The organism is Chryseolinea serpens (assembly GCF_900129725.1).
Classification (GTDB): domain Bacteria; phylum Bacteroidota; class Bacteroidia; order Cytophagales; family Cyclobacteriaceae; genus Chryseolinea; species Chryseolinea serpens.
On record NZ_FQWQ01000003.1, the window covers coordinates 711844 to 733301 of the forward strand.

The following is a 21458-nucleotide window of genomic DNA, read 5'->3' on the forward strand; positions in this document are numbered from 1 at the left end:
CGTTCTGTCCGGTCAAAAGGGGAAAGACCGCTCCAAATAAGCTTATTTTTCTGTGGACGGTTCATTCCGGCTTTTAAAAATGTCCGCAGCGCGATAGACGGCTTCACGCATGGAGCTCTCGTTGGCCTGGTTCTTCCCGGCCAGGTTGTAGGCCGTTCCGTGGTCGGGCGAGGTGCGCACGATGGGCAGCCCGGCCGTGAAGTTGACACCCTCTTCGAAGGCTAACGTCTTGAAAGGCAGCAGTCCCTGGTCGTGGTACATGGCCAGCACGGCGTCGTATTTCATGTGGCTGCCCGTGGCAAAGAAGCCGTCGGAGGCAAAAGGGCCATAGACCAGCTTGCCCTTGTTCTTCTGGTCGGCTACCACCGGTTTGATAAGTTGGTCGTCTTCCTGGCCGATCAGGCCGCCGTCGCCGGCATGCGGGTTGAGGCCCAGCACGGCAATGCGGGGTTTGTTGATGCCAAAGTCGTTGCGCAGGGAGTGGTCCATCACCTTCAGCTTGGCTTCGATCTTCTCCTTGGTCACCGCTGCGGCAATCTCCCTGACGGGGATGTGCTCGGTGACGAGGCCTACGCGGAGCGTGTCGCTCACCATGAACATGAGGCTTTCGCCGCCGAAGAATTGCGTGAGGTATTCGGTGTGTCCCTTGAAGGGAAAGTCGTCGCTGTGGATGGAGTGCTTGTCGATCGGAGCGGTCACCAGCGCATCGATGAGTCCTTCCTTCAGTTCTTCACAAGCCTGTTTCAACGCGATAAAGGCAGCTTTGCCGCTTTCTTTGGAAGCTTTGCCCGGGCTGATCTCCAGGTTGTCTTCCCAACAATTCACGACATTGATGCTCTTGGGTGCATACTGTCCTTTGTTGCGCACCTGCGTATAGTTGAACTCCTCGATGTTGAGTTGTTTTTTATAGAACGAAATGACTTTGGCCGAGCCGTAGATGACGGGCGTGATCATGGCGAGCAGCCGGTTGTCGGCGAGTGCTTTGATGACGACTTCAGGGCCTATGCCGTTCAGGTCTCCAAGGGTGATACCGATTCGTGGTTTCTGTGGTTGCATCGTTTAGGTTGCGTTCAATTCTTTTGCGATTTAGTGAAAATATCTATTTGTTCCTTGTAGTATTGCGCCGGATGTATAGAAGAGAACCCATGAACAAGGTACGACCTAAAAAGTCGTTGGGGCAACATTTCTTGCACGACCAGCAAATTGCCCGGCGCATTGTGGATGCGTTGGACGTGAAAGGACCCGATGCTGCCGTGCTGGAGATCGGCCCGGGCATGGGTGTGCTCACGCAATACCTGCTCCAGCGCGCCGAGCTGGACTTGAAGGTGATCGAGATCGACCGCGACTCGGTGGCCTATCTTCATAAACACTATCCCGAGGTCTTGAAGGGACGGATCATCGAAGGCGACTTTCTCGAGATCGATATCGACAAATTGTTCCCCGGACCCTTCGCCATCGTTGGCAATTTTCCCTACAACATTTCTTCTCAGATCTTCTTCCGCGCCCTGGAGCAACGCCACCGCGTGACGCAGGTCGTGTGCATGTTGCAGAAGGAGGTGGCCGAGCGCATCGCAGAGCCCCCGGGCAGTAAGACCTACGGGATACTGAGTGTGTTGTTGCAAGCCTACTTTGATATTGAATATTTGTTCAAGGTGCCGCCCGGAGTTTTCACGCCCCCGCCCAAAGTGATGTCGGCCGTGATCCGGTTGAAACGCAATGGTGTGGAGCGATTGGCCTGTAACGAAACGCTGTTTGTGCAGGTGGTGAAGCAGGCGTTCAATACCCGTCGCAAGACCTTGCGCAACGCTTTAAAAAATCTAACTTTGGCAGCCGAAATTTCAGCCCTTCCGATCATGGAGAAACGCGCTGAACAATTGTCGGTCAATGATTTTGTAGAACTCACATCTTTAATCGAGCGCAGTCGTGGAGGAACAACAACCCCTGGTTGAATTTGAGTTGACGGTAGAATTCCGGACCCGTTTCCAGGAAGCCCTGGACGAGCGCGATGCCGATTTCATTCGAAAGACCCTGGCGGATGTGAAGCCGGCCGACATCACGACGCTCCTCTATGAATTCACCTCCGAGGAGTCGAAATATGTGATGGACCTGCTCGACATCGAGACCCAGGCCGAGATCATCAGCGACATGGACCGCGATACGCGGAAGCGTTTCCTGAAAGTCTATCCCCCAGCCGAGATCGTCAACTTTCTCAATCAACTGGCCTCCGACGACACGGCCGACATCCTGAACGAGCTTCCCATCAAAGAACGCGAGCAAGTGCTGAGCGGTCTGGAGCCGGAACTGAAAGTGCAGGTAACGGAACTGCTGCGCTACGAAGAACACGTAGCGGGCGGGTTGATGGCCAAAGAATTGATCAAAGCGCGCTACAACTGGACCGTGGTAGAGTGCGTGAACGAGATCCGCAAGCAAGCCGAAAATGTAAATAAATTTTATGCCGTCTACGTGGTGGACGAACGCGATGTGTTGTTGGGCCGCGTGGCCTTGCAAGACCTGATCGTGTCGGACGCGAAGACGTTGGTGGCCGACATCTACGAGCACGATGTGGTTTCGGCCGAGACTTATTTGCCGGATACTGAGGTGGCGGAGATGATGAAGAAATACGACTTGGAATCCATCCCCGTCGTGAACGTACAAGGCCAGCTCGTGGGGCGGATCACCATCGACGACGTGGTGGACGTGATCACCGAACAAGCGGAAGAAGGACGCCAGATCATGGCCGGTATCACCGAGAACATCGAGGAAGACGACAGCGTGTGGCGCAACACCCGCGCGCGCCTGCCCTGGCTGCTCATCGGTATTTTTGGAGGCTTGATGAACGCTAAGTTCATGGGCTTGTTCGAGGCAGAGTTGGTGCGCATCACGGCCATCGCCTTTTTTACGCCGCTCATTCAGGCCACGGGCGGCAACGTGGGCATACAATCGTCGTCGCTCATCGTGCAGTCGTTGGCCAATCCCGATTTTGTGGATGAAGGCTTGTGGAAACGGCTTGTCAAAGTATTTTTTGTGGCCATCCTCAATGGGGTGTTCCTGGCCCTGCTGGTGTTCGGCGCCAACGTGTTGCTGTTTGGAGAATACAGATTATCCCTGGTGGTTTCGCTGGCGTTGTTCAGCGTGGTGTTGTTCGCCTCTTTTATCGGTACCATCACGCCTTTGATCTTGAATAAATTCGGATTCAATCCCGCCCTGGCCGCCGGCCCCTTCATCACGACGACCAACGACTTGCTGGGCTTGACGATCTACTTTTTTACGGTTCACGTAATGCTTTAAGCATATGCCTCTTTGCCTTGTTATCGATCCCATGCACGAAAGCCTCTTCGCCATGATGACGGCGATCGGCTGGCAAGTGGACTACAAACCCACCATCACGCGCGACGAGATCAAAGCCATCCGTGACGGATATGATGGCCTCATCGTGCGCAGCAAGACCACCATCGACCGCGACCTGTTGGGGCCTTCGCCCACGATCCGGTTGATCGGCAGGGCCGGTGCGGGGTTGGACAACATCGACCTGGACTACATGCAGGAGAAAGGCATTCACGTGTTGCACGCGTCGGAAGGCAATCGCGATGCGGTGGGGGAGTATGCTGTGGGGGCCTTGTTGAGCCTCCTGCGCAACCTACCGCGCGCCAACGCGCAAGTGCGCCAAGAGGTGTGGGACCGCGAGGGCAACCGGGGCGAAGAGATCATGGAAAAGACGGTGGGAATTGTTGGCTATGGCAACATGGGCCAGTCGTTTGCCCGCCGGCTCTCGGGTTTTGGATGTAAGGTTTTGGCCTACGACAAATATAAAACCGGCTTCAGCGACACTTTTGCGCGCGAGGCATCGATGGAAACCCTGTGGGCGGAAGCCGACATCTTTAGCCTCCACATCCCCTTGACGGCAGAGACCCGGAGGATGGTAGACACCCTTTACCTGGCACGTTTCAAAAAGCCCATTGTTTTTGTGAACACGGCCCGGGGCGAGATTGTGTCGTTGGCCGACCTGGCCGCCGCTTTGGAGAAAGGGCAGGTGCGGGGTGCGGTGCTGGATGTGCTGGAGAACGAAAAGCTCGCAACACTCAACCTAAACCAACGCCAGGCCTTCGATTTTCTGGCCGGACGTCCGGATGTAATATTGACCCCCCACATTGCGGGCTGGACATTTGAATCACATGTAAAAATAAATGTAGCTTTGGTAGAGAAAATCAAGGCGCTACAGTTGGAGAAAAAAGGTTAGCGTTACTAGATTAAAATCGTTAATTTCCATTTCGTAATTCTACTCGCCGAATGAGTTTTGTACAGAAGCGGTTGAAGAAGCTGAACGAACTTTTCAATAGCATCATTGAAAAGCCGCTCCTTACTTCCACGCTGGTCCTGGTAGCGGTCACCATCATTGTGCTGAGCCTCAGCATGCAGTACTACATTAACGAGTTCGACACCTTCATTCAGCAGGTGTTGGCCGAGGCGCACGGCATGATCTTCGACATCGCGGTGATCGGTATTCTCATTTTCTGGTTAAATCAAAACGGCGAGATCCGCCAGCGCATCCGGACGTATAAAGACGAGATCGATGACTTTCGTTTGTGGGAGTCGGAAGAAGCGGCCTTTCGTACGGTGGGGAATATCAAGCGTCTGAACCGTCATAAGATCCATGAGATCAATTTGGTGAATTGCTACCTGTCGCGGACCAACCTGAACTATGCCAACCTCGCGGGCTCCAACATGAACTCGGCGAACATCTCGCAGTCATCGCTCATTGAATCGAACCTGGAGAATGCGCGGCTCAACCAAACGAATTTCGAGAACTCCAACCTAAACCAGGCCAATCTGAAGGGCGCCTACGCCAGCGGGGCCAACTTCAAGGATGCTTTTTTGATCAAGGCCCACTTCGAGAACGCCTTCCTCATCAAAGCCAATTTCAACAATGCCTTTTTGATGGAGTCCGACCTGCAAAATTGTTACCTCATGGGTGCTGATTTTGAAAATGCCAGCTTGTACAAAGCCGACTTGCGCGGGGCGAAAGGATTGACCGTAGAACAACTGGCCAAAGTGAAAACCCTCTACCTGGCCAAGTTCGACGAGGAGATCCTGGAGCAGATCAAAACCGCACTGCCGGCCCTGGTGGGCGTTTGATTTTGCATTTCCGAATAAAAAAGTATTACATTTGTGCATTAGCAACGGTCTCAGCGATGAGACCGTTGTTTCTTTTTTTGACCTCTGTCGAAACCTGCGGAGTCGTCCACTATACATCTCACGAGAAAACATGTTTAGTTATGAGTAAGAAAATATCATACTATACGAAGGAAGGATTGGAAAAACTGAAAGGCGAATTGACCCATCTCAAATCGAAGGGTCGTGCCGACATCGCTCACCAGATCGCGGAAGCCCGCGACAAGGGCGACCTCAGTGAAAACGCAGAATACGATGCTGCCAAAGATGCGCAAGGTCACCTCGAAGCCAAGATCGCCCAACTGGAAGACCTCGTGTCCAACGCGCGCCTGCTCGATGAAACCAATATCGATACTTCGAAAGTATCTATCTTGTCGAAAGTAACCATCAAGAATAAAAAGAACGGTGCTTCGGTCACCTACACCCTGGTGTCGGAAGAAGAAGCTGACCTGAAGGCCGGCAAGATCTCCACCATGTCGCCCATTGGCAAAGGATTGTTGGGAAAGAAAAAAGGCGAGACGGCCACCATCAAAACACCAGCCGGTGAAATGGAATTTGAAGTGGTAAAGATCACCGCCTAATCATCCGCAGACAGCATGGCCTCCATCTTCACGAAGATCATCAACCGCGAAATCCCGGCCCACATCGTGGCCGAAGACGAGCGTTATATCGCTTTCCTCGACATCAACCCGCTGGTGTTGGGCCACGCCCTGGTGGTTCCCAAACAAGAGATCGATTTCCTCTTTGACCTGGACGACGACACGCTCGCCGGAATAAATGTGTTTGCAAAAAAAGTGGCCCATGCCATCAAGAAGGCCGTGCCCTGCCGTCGTGTAGGTGTAGCGGTAATCGGCTTGGAAGTGCCGCACGCACACGTTCATCTGATCCCGATGAACACCATGAACGATATCAACTTCACGCGCCCCAAACTCAACCCGTCTTCTGCCGAACTGACCCAAGTTGCAGAAGCCATCCGGAAGGCCGTAAAGTAAATCACCCTAAAAACGATTTGACCTGGAGTGATCTGGACGTTCAATTTTTTGAGCGTTGCATTATTCTTTTAAGAACGTCTTAAAAAGTTCGTTGTCATTGACCACCACCTTGTAACCATCGAGGCTGTTAAAGTCGACATCCGGGATGAAATAATCCGGCGTGACGTTCACTTTCTCACCAAACAACGTCAGCCTGGCTTGCACACCTCCTTTTTTTGCCTGCATGGAAAGCGTGGTCAGCGCGCGGCGAAGCTCTGTTTGTATTTCTGCTGTGGTGTAATGCGCGCGGAGAATCTGAACGAGTTCATGCAGTAAACCCGCATTGGATGCCAGTCCATTGTCAAAGGTGTAAGGAACCAGGTTGCGCACCGCGCGCGCGTATTGTCCTTTGCCCTCATAGAGCCGGGCGTACATCGTGGCTTTGAAGTGGTCATAGGCCGCCCATTCATTTCCGCAGAAATGCTGGTAGGGATATTCTTTGTCAAACATCTCCATATACGTCTCGGCCTGTGTAAAATCTTTTTCATCGAGGTAGATCTCCGCCAGGTGACGGCAACTGTTGTGTTTGTAGAGAGTATAGGGTTCCATCAATGAGTTTTCGTCATTCTCGTTGTAACCCTCGTTCAGTATCTCCTTGAAGACGGCAGCGGCCTTTGCATTGTAGTGAAGCTCGTGGTATAGATAGGCCACATTGAAATGAGCCCGCGCCCGCAGGGGCGACCTGGGGAAGCGTTCCATAAAATCCGAGAAGCCCAGCACGGCTTTTTCATAAGCGCCGCTGTCATAGAGGGCAAACGCTTTGGCGAAGGCGAGTTGATCTTCCGTTTGATCTTCGGCAACCTCAACGGGTTGCGCCGAAAGTTTTGTGATGGTGGGTTGGGCGATGGCAAGTGCCAGAAAAAGTAGCGTCGTTTTCATAGCCGTTTTTTCCTTTAGGATGCATGAAGGGAGGGAAATGCATAAACTGATTGATGTTTTTTTAGGATGCCGGGTTCAAGCCCGGACGCAATAAAAGAGGCTGTCCTTTATGGGACAGCCTCTATATTTTTGGTTTAGGATGATCGGAACCCTTATTCCAGCGCCTTCACGCCGGGAAGGACTTTTCCTTCGAAGTATTCCAGCAGTGCGCCACCGCCGGTAGATACGTAGCTTACGTCATCATTAAACCCAAATTGGGCTACAGCAGCAGCAGAGTCACCACCACCAATCAGGGAGAATGCTCCTTTCTTCGTGGCGTCCACAACGGCTTGTGCGACGGCTTTGGTGCCGCCGGCAAATTTTTCCATTTCGAAAACACCCATCGGGCCGTTCCACAAGATCGTCTTGGATTCGCCAATGGCTTTGGAGAAGACGGCGATGGATTGGGGACCAATGTCCAGCCCCATCCAACCATCCTGGATGGCGTGGTTGTTGGCGATGGCAGTGTTGGCATCGGCGGCAAATTTGTCGGCCACGATCGAGTCGATGGGCAACAAGAGGTCGACGCCTTTTGCTTTTGCTTTTTGGATCAGGTCTTTGGCCAATTCAAGTTTATCTTCTTCCACCAACGAGTTGCCGATGTGGCCTCCCAATGCTTTGAAGAAGGTGTAGGCCATGCCGCCCCCGATGATGAGGTTGTTCACTTTGTCGAGGAGGTTTTCGATGATGAGCAGTTTGTCGCTGATCTTGGCGCCGCCCATGATGGCGGTGAAAGGCTTCGCGGCTTTTTCCATCACTTTCTTGGCGTTGTCCAGTTCGGCGGCCATCACATAGCCGGCACACTTCTCTTTGAAGAACTGGGCCACGATGGTGGTGGAGGCGTGGGCGCGGTGAGCGGTCCCGAAAGCGTCGTTCACATAGATGTCGCCGTGTTTGGAAAGTTTTTCAGCAAAGGCCACGTCGCCTTTTTCTTCTTGTTTATAGAAGCGCAGGTTTTCCAACAGCAACACTTCACCGGGTTGCAAGGCGGCGGAAAGTTTATAGGCTTCGTCGCCAATGCAGTCGCCGGCAAATTTTACCGTGCGACCCAGCAGTTGCTCGGTCTTTGAGATGGCGTGTTTGAGTGAGTATTTATCTTCGGGTCCTTCCTTGGGACGGCCCAGGTGGGACATGAGGATGCAGCTACCGCCGTCCTGAAGGATCTTGTTCAGGGTGGGGATGGTGGCACGGATCCGGTTGTCGTCCGTTACGTTGAAGCTTTTGTCCAAGGGAACATTAAAGTCAACGCGGATCAGGGCGCGCTTGCCTTTAAAATTAATGTCGTTGATGGTTTTCATAAATGAGGTCTGGCTGTTTGTAGATCGGGGACGAATTTAGGAAACTCGACAGAACTCCTCGCAAGCCACCCGCTTATTTTTCAGCAAACGATTTAAACGAATCAAAAGGCCGTTTAAGCCTTGCCAGTCCATTTTTTAAAGGAAGGCAAGTCTCACGATCGACGAGAATAGGGCGATGGCGTGGACCATGGCCGCCAGCGTGGAAGCCTGGTCTCCTTTTATGGCTTTGCTTAGGGTGTAAAACAGCAGGATCGAACTCAACAAGAAGGCTGTCCGAAAGATCATGAGCCCCAGCCACCCATCGTGTTCGGAGCCGCCGTGCCGGAACAGATAAGCGAGCACGGCGCCCACCACCAGATAGTAAAGAAGGGGAATGACCGGTTTACTTGAATTTCGTTTTTTCATATTCATAGTTCTTCTGTCTAGCCATCGAGGAGAAATCGTGATCAAGTCATTGAAAATGGTGTCGGTCTTTTTTGAATACGTATTAGGAGAGGTGAAATGAATAGTCCAGGGATCAAACACAAAACGTTTGGATTGGTTACTGTTTGTGCGTTCGGAAGCAAATATAGACCGACCTACTGCAAGCCATTTGCAGTGATCCACTTCTTCGATAAAATGTAAAAAATGGGGAGACTATCGCCCGTGCTTCTCCAACGCTTCCCTTATTTTTTTCAGGTGGTCGGGATCATCGCCTTGCAATTTCAACACCACGATGTGGTTCTCGTCGGTCACAATGTACATGGGGAAATAGTGGACGCTGTAGTCGTCAGCGTTTCGTGGTGTGACCACGGTGTATAAAAATGTTTGCGCGGGCAGCGAGGTTTCGAGTGATTCTTTTGATGCGTAAAAGACAGGGGCAATGAATGCTGTATTCCCGTCGGAGGCCTTCACGAATTCGTTCAGTTGTGGGATCTCCTCTACACAGAATTTACATCCCGTCAACCAAAAGCTTAACACGATGCGTTTGCCTTTCAGTTGGTCCAGGGTAATGGAATCTCCTTTCAAATCGATGAACGTAAACGGAGGCAATGGCTTTCCCAACGTGAAGCGCGCACGCTTGTAGAAACCCGGATCGATGAGCGCAGCAAAGGAAGTATCGAAGGAGGGGATGACTTCCTGGATGATCTCGAAGTGCGTGGATTGATGCAAGGGCTGTGTGAACAACCAACGCTCGCCGCCGTCGTCCGAGATGCCGGCGATGAAACGAAATTGACCGTCATATTTGGAGAGCAAAAGGATTTGCTGCGAGGTGCCGAATGTTTTGAAAGCCACTCGTTCGAGGTTCACGATCTCTGCGCCGCCGGGTACATTTTCCTTCAATGAAGCGACGAATCTTTCCTTTCGCGCTTCCTGGTTGCCATAGGCGCCGGGAGCCATGAAGTTGGTATACTTGACAAAGTTCCGGTTGTTGAAGACTGCGGCCATCCGTTGGGCCTGAAGCAGGGCTTGCTCTTCGGGGTTTTCCTGGGCAACAACCGTTCCGGTCATCAGCCAAAATCCAAGACAAAGTGTGGTGAGGACTTTTACACAGGTGTTTTTTTTCGCAGCGAAGTACAATGCACTCATGTTCTTTATACGCGTCGTCAGAGCCAATCGTTCATTTGTTTTTCGGTGACATTTCCACCACAAAGAATGGTGGCTACGGTGCTGCCGTGGAAACGATCTTTGTTTTCCAGCAAGGCGGCGATGCCGAGGGCTCCCGAGGGTTCGACGACAACACCGGTGTGGAGGTGGATGAGTTGCATGGCGTTTAGTATCGATGTTTCCGCTACCAACAGCGCGTCGTCTACGAGTCCTTCCATGTCGTCCAGGGCTTGTTGCACCGGGATGCGTACGGCCACACCGTCGGCGATGGTTTGGACGCGTTCGTGCGTGATCATTTTCTTTTGTTGCCACGACTCCACCATGGCCGGTGCACCCTGGGCTTGCACGGCGATGATTTTGGTCCCCGGGCTGCGCGCTTTAAAGATCCGGGCGATGCCGTTGACCATGGCGCCGTTCCCCAAGGCGATCAAAAGGGTATCGATCGGTTCGTTAAATTTTAATAGTTCCAGTCCAATGGTGGCGGCACCTTCCAGGGTTTCGATGTCGAGACTGTCTTCCACGAAGCGTCCGCCGGATTGGGATGCTGCGCGTTTTGCTTCCAGCTTCGCCGCGTCGAAGTCATCGCCGTGCAGGATCACCCCGGCGCCGAAGTGTCGCATCTTTTCGATCTTTAATGGATTGGCGTGGACGCTGGCGTAGACGGTGAGCTTTATGTTTCGCTTGCGGCAGGCATAGGCCATGGCCTGTCCGAAATTGCCGGCGCTGGCGCAGAGCAGTGGCGTGTGGGGATCCGCCTCCGAAACCAACAAGCCGGCACCGCGGCCCTTGAACGAACGAATGGGATTGAGCGTCTCTACTTTCAGTACGACGCGTACACCGAGCGCCTGGCTCAAGGCGTCGTCGACATATTGTGGTGTTTGAAGAAAGACGCTGTCAATTTTTTCGGCGGCTTTTTCTATGCGCTCCAGCGAAAGGCGGTAATGCGTTTTTAACATGCTTCGATGGGGCGTCAATCGCCAAAGCTGATGTTCAATCCTTTGGCAGCTTTGACGAGGTATGAATCCGTTTTCACAAAATTATAATCCTTCGTGGCTTCCTCCAGGGTCACGGAGGTGATGTTGTTGTTCTGGTAGGCCACCATGCGGCCGAATTTTTTCTCCAGCACCAACTCAAAAGCTTTTACGCCAAACAAGGTGGCCAACACGCGGTCGAACGCTACGGGGCTTCCACCGCGCTGCACGTGGCCCAGCACGGTTTCGCGGATCTCCGCTGTACAGCCTGCGTCTTTCAATTGTTTGGAGAGTTGGTAAGCCACACCGCCCAGCCGAACGTGTTCCGAACCTTTGTCGCCTGCCGTGGAATGAATGGTTCCCGCTTTGGGGCACGCGCCTTCGGCAATGACGATGTTCACAAAGCCGCGACCTTTTTTATAGCGCAGTGCAATGCGTTTCACCAGCTTGCGAACATCGTATGGAATTTCAGGAATAAGACAAACTTCAGCGCCGCCGGCAATGGCGGTGTGGAGGGCGATCCAACCGGCGTCGCGGCCCATCACTTCCATGATCATGACGCGGTGATGGCTTTCGGCGGTGGTCACGAGTTTGTCGAAACTGTCGGTTGCAATTTGTACGGCCGTTTGAAAGCCAAAGGTCATGTCGGTGGCCGAGAGGTCGTTGTCGATGGTCTTGGGTACGCCGATGACGGGAATGCCTTTGTCGAAGAGCACTTTCGATATTTTTTGGGAGCCGTCGCCACCGATGTTGATCACGGCGTCGAAGTGAAGGGCTTTCAATTTTGCGACCAGCTCGTCGGAGCGGTCCACAAACTTTGTGGTCCCGTCGGGCTGCGGCATGGGGAAGTTGATGGGATTCGATTTGTTGGTGGTCTTCAGGATCGTGCCGCCGCGCACGTGAATGCCGGCGGTGCGCTTGGAAGTGAGGAGGACAAGTTCCTGCGGTTCGTTGAACACGCCATTGAACCCTTCGATACAGCCGTAGGTTTCCCAGCCTTTCTCCTTGCGGGCACGTTTTGCAATTCCACGGATGACGGCGTTGAGCCCGGGGCAGTCACCACCCCCGGTGAGGATAAGGATCTTTTTAGACATGGCAGTACGGTTGTTGCAGTCAATATTAAAAAAATTAGTTGACAGTTGACAACGGGTTTTCAGGGGGTGTCGGTGGCTGCGGCGCGGCGGATGCGGTCGTTGATGGCGCGGCCCAGGCCCTGGTCGGGTACGGGCTCTGAAAGAATGATGTCGATGGGCATTTTGTCGAATTCGCGCAACGCGGTGAACAAATTTTGCGCGGCTTCCTCCAGCGTGCCCGATGGCGACAACACGTATTGATAAGGGAAATGATAGTTCTTCTGGAACGTGAGCAAACCGCAGGTCTGGGTTGGATAGCGGCGCAGCAATTCTTCGATCTTGCCGATCACCACTTTGTGGCCGGGTGCATAGTGGCTTTTTAACTGGCCCGGTGTTTTGGGGTTTGAAGACGAATAGGCCTGCAAAATAATTTTGCCTACCACGCTCTCGATGGCTTCCACACTAAGCCCGCCCATGCGATAGACGACGGGAACGTTTTTCTCAAACCCTACAATGGTAGATTCAATGCCCACGCCACAGGGTCCGCCGTCGAGGATGTAGGGGATCTTTTGTCCCAATTGATCGTTCACGTGCGCGGGGCGTGTGGGGCTCACATAGCCAAAGGGATTGGCGCTGGGAGCGGCCAGGGGAAAGCCCAATGACGAGAGCAGTTCGCGGGTGAGCGCATGATCGGGACAACGCAAGCCAACGGTGTCCAGCCCGGAGGTTACGAGGTCGGGGATGATGTCCTTTTTTTTCAGCAACAGCGTGAGCGGGCCAGGCCAGAAATGTTTGGCGAGCAACGCCGCGCCGGCCGGAATTTCCGCGGCATATTTTTGCACGTGGTCAAAGTTGGGAACATGCACAATCAACGGATCGAATTCGGGACGCTCCTTTACTTTAAAGATCTTTGCTACCGCTTCCGGCTGCAGCGCATTGCCCGCAAGCCCATAGACGGTTTCGGTGGGAATGGCAACCAGTTCTCCGTTTTCCAGGAGGGCCTTCGCTTTTAAAATGTCGGTCCCGATTTCTGCCATTCTGTTTAAAGCTAGCCGGATATTATTCAGGGATGTCGCCCTTTTTATATGCCGGGAATTAGTATTGTTCTTCTTTTATTAGTATACTTTAACTATTGAAAAATAGAATTTGACGTCCTTTTTTTTCAATCTATAAAAAATATAATTCAGTGTTTAAAGGAAGCCATGAATTTATTGTTGACCAAGAATTTGTCGTTCAACGGTTGCCAATTTTGGGAATGTTCTTTTGTTCTGCCCGAAACGAGGACGCGAATTTAGTCTCAAAGAATTGCAATAAAAATTTTATTCAACGCTTTAAGGAAACGATATCCCCCATGAAATATACCGTGCTTTTTTGGATGAGTTTGCTCACCTTTTCGACATACGGTCAGAAGGAGGACAAGGTGCTCACCGGCAAACTGCAGGAAACGCTGCAGGGCTTCAAAGGCGTGGCCGGCGTGTATGTCCGCAACCTTCGCACCGGCAAGACTGTCACCATAAACGCTGACACCCTTTTTCCGACGGCCAGCATGATAAAGATCCCCATCACCATAGGGATGTTCGACCGTATCGATCGGGGGGAGATCGATTATCACAGCACCCTCACCTATAAAGACTCCTTGCTTTATGAAGGCGAGGACATCCTGGGCTCATTTAAAAACGGAGAGCAGATTGCCCTCAGCAAGGTCATGATGCTCATGATCACCACGAGTGACAACACCGCCAGCCTCTGGTGCCAATCCCTCGCCGGCACAGGCACCGCCATCAACGCCTGGTTGGAGAAAAACGGGTTTGAAAATACACGTGTAAACTCGCGAACACCCGGCCGCGAAGCCAACCGCACGCGCTATGGATGGGGGCAAACCACACCCCGCGAAATGGCAGAACTGGTGACCCGCATCCGCGAAGGCAAAGTCATCAGTCCACGCGCGAGCGAACGCATCTACCGGAACATGGTCCGCATCTATTGGGACAGCGAAGCGCTTTCACAAATACCACCCTACGTACAGGCCGCCTCCAAACAAGGTGCCGTTGACCAATCGCGCTCCGAAGTCGTGCTGGTCAATGCGCCCCACGGGGATTATGTCTTCTGTGTGATCACCAAAAAGCAAGAAGATCAAAGCTGGACACCGGCGAACGAGGGCTATGTGTTGTTGCGCAAAGTGTCGCGACTGTTGTGGAATTATTTCGAGCCCGATTCCCAATGGAAGCCTGCCGACAAGATCGAAGATTGGTATTGATGTCTTTTGTTTGAAATAATTTGACCCTCGGCGAAAAGTAATATCCGAATTCTGAAATTTGATTTAGATTGAAACCTTTTAACCTGGTCATATCCTATGAGTAACCGCACCCGTTCTATCCTCAAAGTCGCAGCCGTGATCCTAGTGCTGCTCACCCTCGTCATGCAATTCCATTGGGTGTTGATCCCGGCCATCAACCCCTACAAATACTGGATCGTCGTGTTGGCGTTTGGCCTGTTGCTGGTGAGCTCAAAGTAGCTTGTCGACCATCCGCATCATGGACCGGTTGTTTTGAGAGATCGCGGCCACTTCCGTCAAGGGAACCCAGGCGAGGGCATGCGATTCTTCCGAGAGCAGCAACGGATCATTTTTATCGGCGACCAAGAGAAACCGTACGTCATAGTGAAGATGTTCCGGAAAATCGGGGCGCGCAGGAATAGGATGGATGTCGATGTCGAAGGGGCTTTGTTGTGGCAGGTCGGGCGGGTGAAGGCCCGTTTCTTCGTTGACTTCGCGAAGCGCGACGCGCAAAATATTTTCGTCGCCGTCGGCATGACCGCCCGGTTGAAGCCATTTGTTTAACTTGGCGTGGTGCGTGAGCAGGACAAACTTTCTTGAGGTGTCTACGATCCAGGCCGAACCGGTGATGTGCCCGGGCAGGTGCGTGCGCTGGTAGGCGTCGGCATGACGCAGCAGTTCGAGAAATTGGGGGACAAAGGCGATTTCATCGGGATCAGACGAGGCGTAAGCCTGTAGGGCGGAGATGAGTTGCTGGCGGTTCATCACAAATTTTAGCAGGGCAAGGTAGGAAGAATTGTTCAGCGATCATCCTAGTCTAATGCCAAGGCTGCCGGAATGTGACCACTCATCCATCTTCCCCGTCCGTCATGTAAGGGTATAGTGAAAGAAACGTCGTCTTACGGTAAATATGCAAATCGAAAACTTGTACTCCATATGAAAAACAAAATGCTGGCCGTGATGGCCATGGTTCTCGCGGCCGGGTTTTGCCAGGCGCAGGCGAAATGGGTGAAACTTTTCAATGGGAAAGACCTGAGCGGGTGGAAGCAATTGAACGGCAAGGCCCAGTACAAAGCCGAGAATGGAGAAATCGTGGGCACCACGGTCTTTAATGAACCCAATTCTTTTTTGGTGACCGAGGCAACGTATGGCGACTTTATCCTGGAGCTTGACTTCAAACTGGACGCCGATATGAACTCGGGCATCCAATTCAGAAGCGAGAGCAAAGCCGACTACCAGGACGGCCGCGTACACGGCTACCAATCCGAAATCGATCCCTCTGCCCGTGCATGGACCGGCGGCATCTATGATGAGGCGCGACGTGGCTGGCTTTATTCGCTGGAATATAACCCCGACGCCAAAAAAGCTTTTAAGAAAGGTGAATGGAACACGTGCCGCATCGAATGCATCGGCCCGGTCATTCGCACCTGGATCAACGGCGTGGCTACTGCCAATCTTTCTGACGATCTCACCTTGAAAGGTTTCATCGGCTTGCAAGTGCACGCCGTGGGCAAACCCGAAGAGGCCGGACAGAAAGTGCGTTGGCGCAACATCCGTATTCAAACCGAAGGCTTGAAAGCCTCGCCACCTGACAACATCTTTGTGATGAACACGCTTCCGAATGCTTTATCGGAACAAGAAAAAAAGAATGGCTATGCGTTGCTTTGGGATGGAAAGACCACCACGGGCTGGCGTGGTGCTTATAAAGATCAGTTCCCCACCAACGGATGGGAAATAAAAGACGGCCTGCTCAGCGTCGTGAAATCTGCTGGCGCCGAGTCGGCAAACGGCGGTGACATCGTGAGCCAAAAAGAATACGGAGCCTTCGATCTGCAATTTCAATTCCGGCTCACCGAAGGAGCGAATAGCGGCGTGAAATATTTTGTGACCGAAAAAGAAGGCAACAAAGGGTCTGCCATCGGCCTCGAATACCAGGTGCTGGACGACGAGAAACATCCCGACGCAAAACTCGGCGCGGTGGGGAATCGGACGATCGCGTCGTTGTATGATCTCATTCCCTCGCTAAAACCCAAAGGAAGTCAGCACCCGATTGGTGAGTGGAATTTCGGACGCGTCGTGGTTTTCCCGGATGGACGCATAGAGCACTGGTTGAATGGCTATAAAGTGGTGGAATATCAACGCGGCACACCGATCTTCTATGCGCTCGTGGCCCGCAGCAAATATGCAGAGTGGCCGAACTTCGGGATGGCGGAGAAAGGACGCATCCTGATCCAGGATCATGGTGATAATGTGTCGTATCGCAGCATCAAGATAAAGGAACTGAAGTAAGGGTCGCGCGTCCGCCGGTGCGAAGAGCGAGGCGGTGCGTGCGTTTCGTGCCAGGAAGTGTGAAGATCGATCTGATCTTTCCTGTGGCACGTTTTCGATGTTGTTGGTTAACCCCGGCCTAAAGGCCGGGGTTATTTGTTTAGAAGGGAACTCGTATGTTAGTGCTGGCGACTCACCTTTGTTGGTGAAGAACACAAACAAGAAACAACTGACATGCGGTGGACCGGCCAAGGATAGAAGTGGAAAGCCCGAAGTGCGCTGGGTTGGGGTGATGGGCGGACTTGTAACGGATAGCCTGACCCGAGGTACGAGGGGGGCCGCCAAATGTGCGCTAACTACTATCGTCTCGTTTCACTTTTCGCCGGAGGATTGTGTGTTGGCAGCTGGTTTTGTTGGTGAAGAACACCAACAAAGGCGGGGGATCGCCCTTGTTGGTGTTCTTCACCAACAAGAATTGCGTGCGAGTCACATTGAACTACAACATCTCCACAGCGTACACGCGCTAAAATTACGGCACGGCAAAAGAAATCTCCACCTGCTGTCGCGAGCTGTTGATGCCGAAGAGGTAGCCTTCTCCTTTATACTTTCCAAAGAACTCTACAATCTCCTCCGGCTCTTTCACGCGCACGCGGTTGATTGCGATGATGGTGAAGTTTTCGGGGACGCCGATTTTTTTGAAGATGCTGTTGTCTTTGATCTTGAAGACTTTCACGCCGTATTGTGTGGCTTCCAGTTGCGCGCCGATGGCGGCGTTGGTGAAAATTTTGCGTTTGATCGTGTCCGTAGTGCCGTTGAGGTTCACCAGGGTGACGTTCGCGGTGGACGTCTTGTTGTCGCGGATGTAGGTCAGCGAGATCTTGTCGCCGGGGTAGTGGTAGCTGAGTTCTTCTTCGAAAGCGCTTTGTGTGTTCACGTCCGTGTTGTTGATGCGGGTGATGATGTCGCCGGGCTTGAGACCTGCTTTGATGGCGGGCCCTGTTTTTTCGATGCTCTCCAGGAGCACGCCATTGAAATTTTTGACCGTCGTGCTTAAATCATATTTGGTGGCGTTCTCAAAATTATATTCGATCACGCGGCCACCGATAAAGCTTTGCTGCACCACGCCATATTTCACGAGATCATCAAACACTTTGCGCGCGATGTCTACCGGCACAGCAAAGGCATAGCCTGTGTACGACCCGGTGCGGCTGAGGATAGCGGAGTTGATGCCCACCAGCTCACCACTCTTGTTCACCAGCGCTCCACCCGAGTTGCCGGGGTTGATGGCGGCGTCGGTTTGGATGAACGATTCGATGGGGAACTTGTCCTCCAGGATGCCAATGCGACGTCCTTTTGCGCTCACGATGCCGGCGGTGACGGTGGAGGCCAGCGAAAAAGGATTCCCTACGGCTACCACCCATTCGCCGACTTGCAGATTTTTTGAACTGCCCAGCGCTATGGCGGGCAAACCCGATTCGTTGATCTTGATCACGGCCAGGTCGGTGGAGGGATTGGTGCCGATGAGTTCGGCGGGGTAAACGCGTTTGTTATAGTTCACTTCGATGCGTTCGGCCGATTCGATCACGTGGTTGTTGGTGATGATGTAGCCATCGGCCGAAAAGATCACACCCGAGCCGCTGCTCACTTGTGTGCGCCCACCGCCCGTGCCTTCGCCAAAGAACCAGTCCCACGTCGAGTACGTGGCCCCGCGCGAAATGCTGTTGATGTAGACCACGCTTTGGGTGGCTTTGGCCGCCGCGTCGCTAAAGTCGATCGGGGTTACGGCTGTGGTGGGAGAGGTGGAATAGGAAGGAGTGGCCGGGGAGGTAGTGGCCGGTGTATCGTAGCTGACCGTGTTGAATCGTGCTTCCGATTGACGCTGAGCCAGTTCCGGTTTGATAAAACCGATATAAAATAAAAAAGCTCCCCCAAAACCGGCCAGGGCGCCCAATAGGATGATCTTGAATGCGTTTTTCATCTTTTATAAGGAAAGAAAAGTTTACGTCTTTGTCTGATGGGTGCGAAAATCAAAAAGTTTCAAATTATTAGCAATAACGCACCAATCCACGCGGAAGTTTGTCGCCTGCCGGGTATTGAACGGCGGGGGAAATTTGAGAGTGTGGTTGAGCGGTCAAATTTATTTAGTTTTGCAAGGTATGGGTATACGATCTCGCCTGGCAAAACCGATTGCCGCTTACATCGCTTCAGAAACCCGGAAATGGTCCCTGGACCCTTTTCGTTCACAGCAACGGGTATTCGATAAACTGATTGCCGAAGGGCGCAACACGCAGTTCGGTCGCGATCATGATTTTCAATCGATAAAAAATCACGAAGACTTCCGCAAGCGCGTGCCCATTCGCGACTATGAAGACCTGAAACCCTACATCGAGCGGGTGCTACACGGCGAACGCGACGTGCTGTGGCCGGGAAAGCCCACCTACTTCGCCAAAACCTCGGGCACGACGTCGGGGATAAAATATATTCCCATGACCAAAGCATCGGTGGTGCACCAGTTCACCAGCTCACGCGATGCGGTTTTGAATTATGTACACGAAACCGGCCGCTCCCAATTCCTGGACGGTGGTCTCATCTTTCTTTCCGGAAGCCCAGTGCTCGACGAAAAGGCGGGGATCAAAACCGGGCGCTTGTCGGGCATCATCAACCACCATGTGCCGGCGTATTTGCGCACCAATCAAAAGCCCAGCTACGAGACCAACTGTATCGACGATTGGGAAGAGAAACTGGACCGCATCATCGACGAAACCCTGAAGGCCGACATGCGTCTCATTTCGGGCATACCGCCCTGGGCGCAAATGTATTTCGACCGCATCCGGGCCCGCACGGGCAAGAAAATAAAAGACGTATTTCCCAATTTCTCCCTGTTCGTCTATGGCGGGGTGAATTTCGAACCCTATCGCGCCAAGTTGTTCGATTCCATTGGCAAACCGGTAGACAGCATCGAGACCTACCCGGCGTCGGAAGGTTTTATTGCCTACCAGGATTCCCAGCGCGAACCCGGGTTGCTCTTGCTGCTGAACGGCGGCATCTTCTATGAATTTATTCCCACCGAAGAATACTTCAACGAAAAACCGCGCCGCCTCGGCATCGAAGAGGTGGAGGTCGGAAAAAATTATGCCGTCATCATCAACAACAATGCAGGGCTTTGGGGATATTCCATTGGTGATACGGTGAAGTTTGTTTCGAAGAATCCCTATCGCATTGAAGTCACGGGCCGTATCAAACATTTTATTTCCGCTTTCGGCGAACACGTCATCGGCGAAGAAGTGGAGAAGGCCATGAAGTTTACCATGGAAAAATTCCCGGGTGTAGAGTTGATCGAATTCACCGTCGCGCCCGAGGTAACGCCCAGCGAAGGATTGCCACACCATGAATGGTTCGTCGAGTTTGCCAAGGCCCCCGACAACCTGGAAGCATTCTCGCAGGAACTCGACGATCAATTGCGCAAGCTCAATGTGTATTACGATGATCTCATCTCCGGGAACATCCTGAGCAGGCTGCGCATCCGCGACGTGAAAAAAAATGCATTCATCAGCTATATGCGTTCTATGGGCAAGCTGGGTGGCCAGAACAAAGTGCCCCGCCTGTCGAACGATCGCAAGATCGCGAACGCGTTGAATGAACTTTAATATCCACACGACTAATCCGCTCTACGCTTGACCACAGATAAAAAGAGAATTGCAATTTTAGGCTCCACGGGGTCCATCGGCACACAAGCCCTCGACGTGGTGGCGTCGCATCCCGATGTGTTCGAGGTGGAGGTGCTCACGGCCCATCACAATGCCTTGTTGCTGGTGGAGCAGGCGCGCCGTTTCAAGCCCAATGCCGTGGTCATCGTGAATGAGGAGCACTACGAGTTTGTGCGGGAATCATTAAAGACCGAACCCATCAAGGTATATGCCGGCGAAAACGCATTGAGTTCGGTGGTGCAGATGGATACCATCGACATGGTGCTGACCGCGCTGGTGGGCTACTCCGGATTGCGCCCCACCATCAAAGCCATCGAAGCCGGCAAGACGCTCGCCCTGGCCAACAAGGAGACGCTGGTGGTGGCGGGTGAACTCGTCACTTCGCTGGCGCGTGAAAAGGGGGTGAACATTTATCCCGTGGATTCGGAGCATTCCGCCATTTTTCAATGCATAGTTGGCGAATTCCATAACAAGATCGAAAAGATCATCCTCACGGCCTCGGGCGGACCTTTCCGGGGAAAGAAGCCTCACGACCTGAAGGGGGTGACCCTGGCGCAGGCCTTGAAGCATCCCAACTGGTCTATGGGCGCGAAAGTCACCATCGATTCGGCCACGCTCATGAACAAGGGGCTGGAGGTGATCGAGGCAAAATGGCTTTTTGGGCTCACCACAGCACAAGTGGAGGTGATTGTGCACCCCCAATCGATCGTCCATTCCCTGGTGCAATTTGAGGATGGGTCCATGAAGGCCCAGATGGGGCTGCCCGATATGCGGCTGCCCATCCAGTTTGCCATGTCGTATCCGGAGCGCCTGAAGTCCGATTTCCCGCGGTTCGACTTCCTGAACTACCCCTCGCTGACCTTCGAAAAGCCGGATATGGAAACTTTTCGTAATCTTGCGCTGGCGTTTGAAGCCCTGAACCGGGCCGGGAACATGCCTTGCGTGCTCAACGCTGCCAATGAGGTGGCTGTGGCAGCATTTTTGAAGGAGCGGATAGGATTTCTGGAGATGCCGGACGTAGTGGAACGATGCCTGCAAAAAATGGATTATATAAAGACTCCGGGCTACGAAGATTACGTAAATACTGACAAAGAGACACGAATCCGGGCATCCGAGTTTCTCAATGGCAGGTCTTAGCAGGAATATTAAAGGAATTTAACA

Annotated in this window: 21 protein-coding genes; 11 read left to right on the forward strand and 10 right to left on the reverse strand. The window is 52.8% G+C overall.

What is annotated here, in order from left to right; all coding sequences use genetic code 11:
• Positions 1-42: 42 nt before the first annotated feature.
• Positions 43-1056 (reverse strand): 4-hydroxythreonine-4-phosphate dehydrogenase PdxA, encoded by a 1014-nt coding sequence (gene pdxA, locus BUB30_RS22840; protein WP_073138548.1) that lies wholly within the window; start codon positions 1054-1056, stop codon positions 43-45.
• An 89-nt stretch (positions 1057-1145) separates the two neighbouring features.
• On the opposite strand from pdxA, the gene rsmA reads away from it, so the two are divergent.
• The 6 genes from rsmA to BUB30_RS22870 all read left to right on the forward strand — a co-directional run bounded on the left by rsmA (position 1146) and on the right by BUB30_RS22870 (position 6161).
• Positions 1146-1949, forward strand: a complete 804-nt coding sequence (rsmA, locus tag BUB30_RS22845; RefSeq protein WP_073138550.1) for a 16S rRNA (adenine(1518)-N(6)/adenine(1519)-N(6))-dimethyltransferase RsmA — start codon at positions 1146-1148, stop codon at positions 1947-1949.
• On the forward strand, positions 1924-3288 hold the full coding sequence (mgtE, locus tag BUB30_RS22850) for a magnesium transporter (RefSeq protein ID WP_073138552.1): 1365 nt from the start codon (positions 1924-1926) through the stop codon (positions 3286-3288). Before rsmA ends, mgtE begins: the two co-directional genes overlap by 26 nt.
• A 4-nt stretch (positions 3289-3292) precedes the next feature.
• Entirely contained in the window at positions 3293-4237 is a 945-nt protein-coding gene (locus BUB30_RS22855; protein WP_073138555.1) for an NAD(P)-dependent oxidoreductase, read from the forward strand.
• Positions 4238-4287: 50 nt separating this feature from the next.
• Entirely contained in the window at positions 4288-5133 is an 846-nt protein-coding gene (locus tag BUB30_RS22860; protein WP_073138558.1) for a pentapeptide repeat-containing protein, read from the forward strand.
• Positions 5134-5273: 140 nt separating this feature from the next.
• On the forward strand, positions 5274-5750 hold the full coding sequence (gene greA / locus BUB30_RS22865) for a transcription elongation factor GreA (RefSeq protein WP_073138560.1): 477 nt from the start codon (positions 5274-5276) through the stop codon (positions 5748-5750).
• Positions 5751-5765: 15 nt separating this feature from the next.
• A complete protein-coding gene (locus BUB30_RS22870; RefSeq protein WP_073138563.1) occupies positions 5766-6161 on the forward strand; it encodes an HIT family protein in 396 nt (131 codons plus the stop codon).
• 60 nt (positions 6162-6221) lie between these two features.
• Here BUB30_RS22870 and BUB30_RS22875 read toward each other — a convergent pair whose 3' ends face one another.
• The 7 genes from BUB30_RS22875 to BUB30_RS22905 all read right to left on the reverse strand — a co-directional run bounded on the left by BUB30_RS22875 (position 6222) and on the right by BUB30_RS22905 (position 13084).
• On the reverse strand, positions 6222-7079 hold the full coding sequence (locus BUB30_RS22875; protein ID WP_073138566.1) for a tetratricopeptide repeat protein: 858 nt from the start codon (positions 7077-7079) through the stop codon (positions 6222-6224).
• A 152-nt stretch (positions 7080-7231) separates the two neighbouring features.
• Positions 7232-8416, reverse strand: a complete 1185-nt coding sequence (locus BUB30_RS22880; RefSeq protein ID WP_073138569.1) for a phosphoglycerate kinase — start codon at positions 8414-8416, stop codon at positions 7232-7234.
• A gap of 135 nt (positions 8417-8551) precedes the next feature.
• Entirely contained in the window at positions 8552-8821 is a 270-nt protein-coding gene (locus BUB30_RS22885; protein WP_143165042.1) for a hypothetical protein, read from the reverse strand.
• A 231-nt stretch (positions 8822-9052) separates the two neighbouring features.
• Positions 9053-9985: a TlpA family protein disulfide reductase gene (locus BUB30_RS22890; protein WP_143165043.1), complete on the reverse strand. Its 933-nt coding sequence runs from the start codon at positions 9983-9985 to the stop codon at positions 9053-9055.
• A 17-nt stretch (positions 9986-10002) separates the two neighbouring features.
• Positions 10003-10959: a threonine ammonia-lyase gene (locus tag BUB30_RS22895; RefSeq protein ID WP_073138575.1), complete on the reverse strand. Its 957-nt coding sequence runs from the start codon at positions 10957-10959 to the stop codon at positions 10003-10005.
• A gap of 14 nt (positions 10960-10973) precedes the next feature.
• Positions 10974-12068, reverse strand: a complete 1095-nt coding sequence (locus BUB30_RS22900; protein ID WP_073138578.1) for a 6-phosphofructokinase — start codon at positions 12066-12068, stop codon at positions 10974-10976.
• A 59-nt stretch (positions 12069-12127) separates the two neighbouring features.
• Positions 12128-13084 carry an L-threonylcarbamoyladenylate synthase gene (locus BUB30_RS22905; protein ID WP_073138581.1) on the reverse strand — a complete coding sequence of 319 codons (957 nt, stop codon included), beginning with the start codon at positions 13082-13084 and terminating at the stop codon, positions 12128-12130.
• A gap of 314 nt (positions 13085-13398) precedes the next feature.
• Here BUB30_RS22905 and BUB30_RS22910 point away from each other — a divergent pair, with 314 nt between their 5' ends.
• On the forward strand, positions 13399-14304 hold the full coding sequence (locus BUB30_RS22910) for a serine hydrolase (RefSeq protein ID WP_073138584.1): 906 nt from the start codon (positions 13399-13401) through the stop codon (positions 14302-14304).
• A gap of 96 nt (positions 14305-14400) precedes the next feature.
• Positions 14401-14562 (forward strand): hypothetical protein, encoded by a 162-nt coding sequence (locus BUB30_RS35255; protein ID WP_178377175.1) that lies wholly within the window; start codon positions 14401-14403, stop codon positions 14560-14562.
• On the opposite strand, the gene BUB30_RS22915 is transcribed toward BUB30_RS35255, so the two are convergent.
• Positions 14554-15087, reverse strand: a complete 534-nt coding sequence (locus tag BUB30_RS22915) for an NUDIX hydrolase (RefSeq protein ID WP_073138586.1) — start codon at positions 15085-15087, stop codon at positions 14554-14556. The genes BUB30_RS35255 and BUB30_RS22915 overlap by 9 nt on opposite strands.
• A gap of 171 nt (positions 15088-15258) precedes the next feature.
• Here BUB30_RS22915 and BUB30_RS22920 point away from each other — a divergent pair, with 171 nt between their 5' ends.
• A complete protein-coding gene (locus BUB30_RS22920) occupies positions 15259-16611 on the forward strand; it encodes a 3-keto-disaccharide hydrolase (RefSeq protein WP_073138588.1) in 1353 nt (450 codons plus the stop codon).
• Between the two features lie 508 nt (positions 16612-17119).
• Here the strand turns inward: BUB30_RS22920 and BUB30_RS22925 are convergent.
• Positions 17120-18568: a S1C family serine protease gene (locus BUB30_RS22925; protein WP_073138590.1), complete on the reverse strand. Its 1449-nt coding sequence runs from the start codon at positions 18566-18568 to the stop codon at positions 17120-17122.
• 178 nt (positions 18569-18746) lie between these two features.
• On the opposite strand from BUB30_RS22925, the gene BUB30_RS22930 reads away from it, so the two are divergent.
• Both BUB30_RS22930 and BUB30_RS22935 read left to right on the forward strand, forming a co-directional pair.
• On the forward strand, positions 18747-20237 hold the full coding sequence (locus BUB30_RS22930; protein WP_073138592.1) for a GH3 auxin-responsive promoter family protein: 1491 nt from the start codon (positions 18747-18749) through the stop codon (positions 20235-20237).
• 27 nt (positions 20238-20264) lie between these two features.
• A complete protein-coding gene (locus tag BUB30_RS22935) occupies positions 20265-21434 on the forward strand; it encodes a 1-deoxy-D-xylulose-5-phosphate reductoisomerase (protein WP_073138594.1) in 1170 nt (389 codons plus the stop codon).
• Positions 21435-21458: the final 24 nt, after the last annotated feature.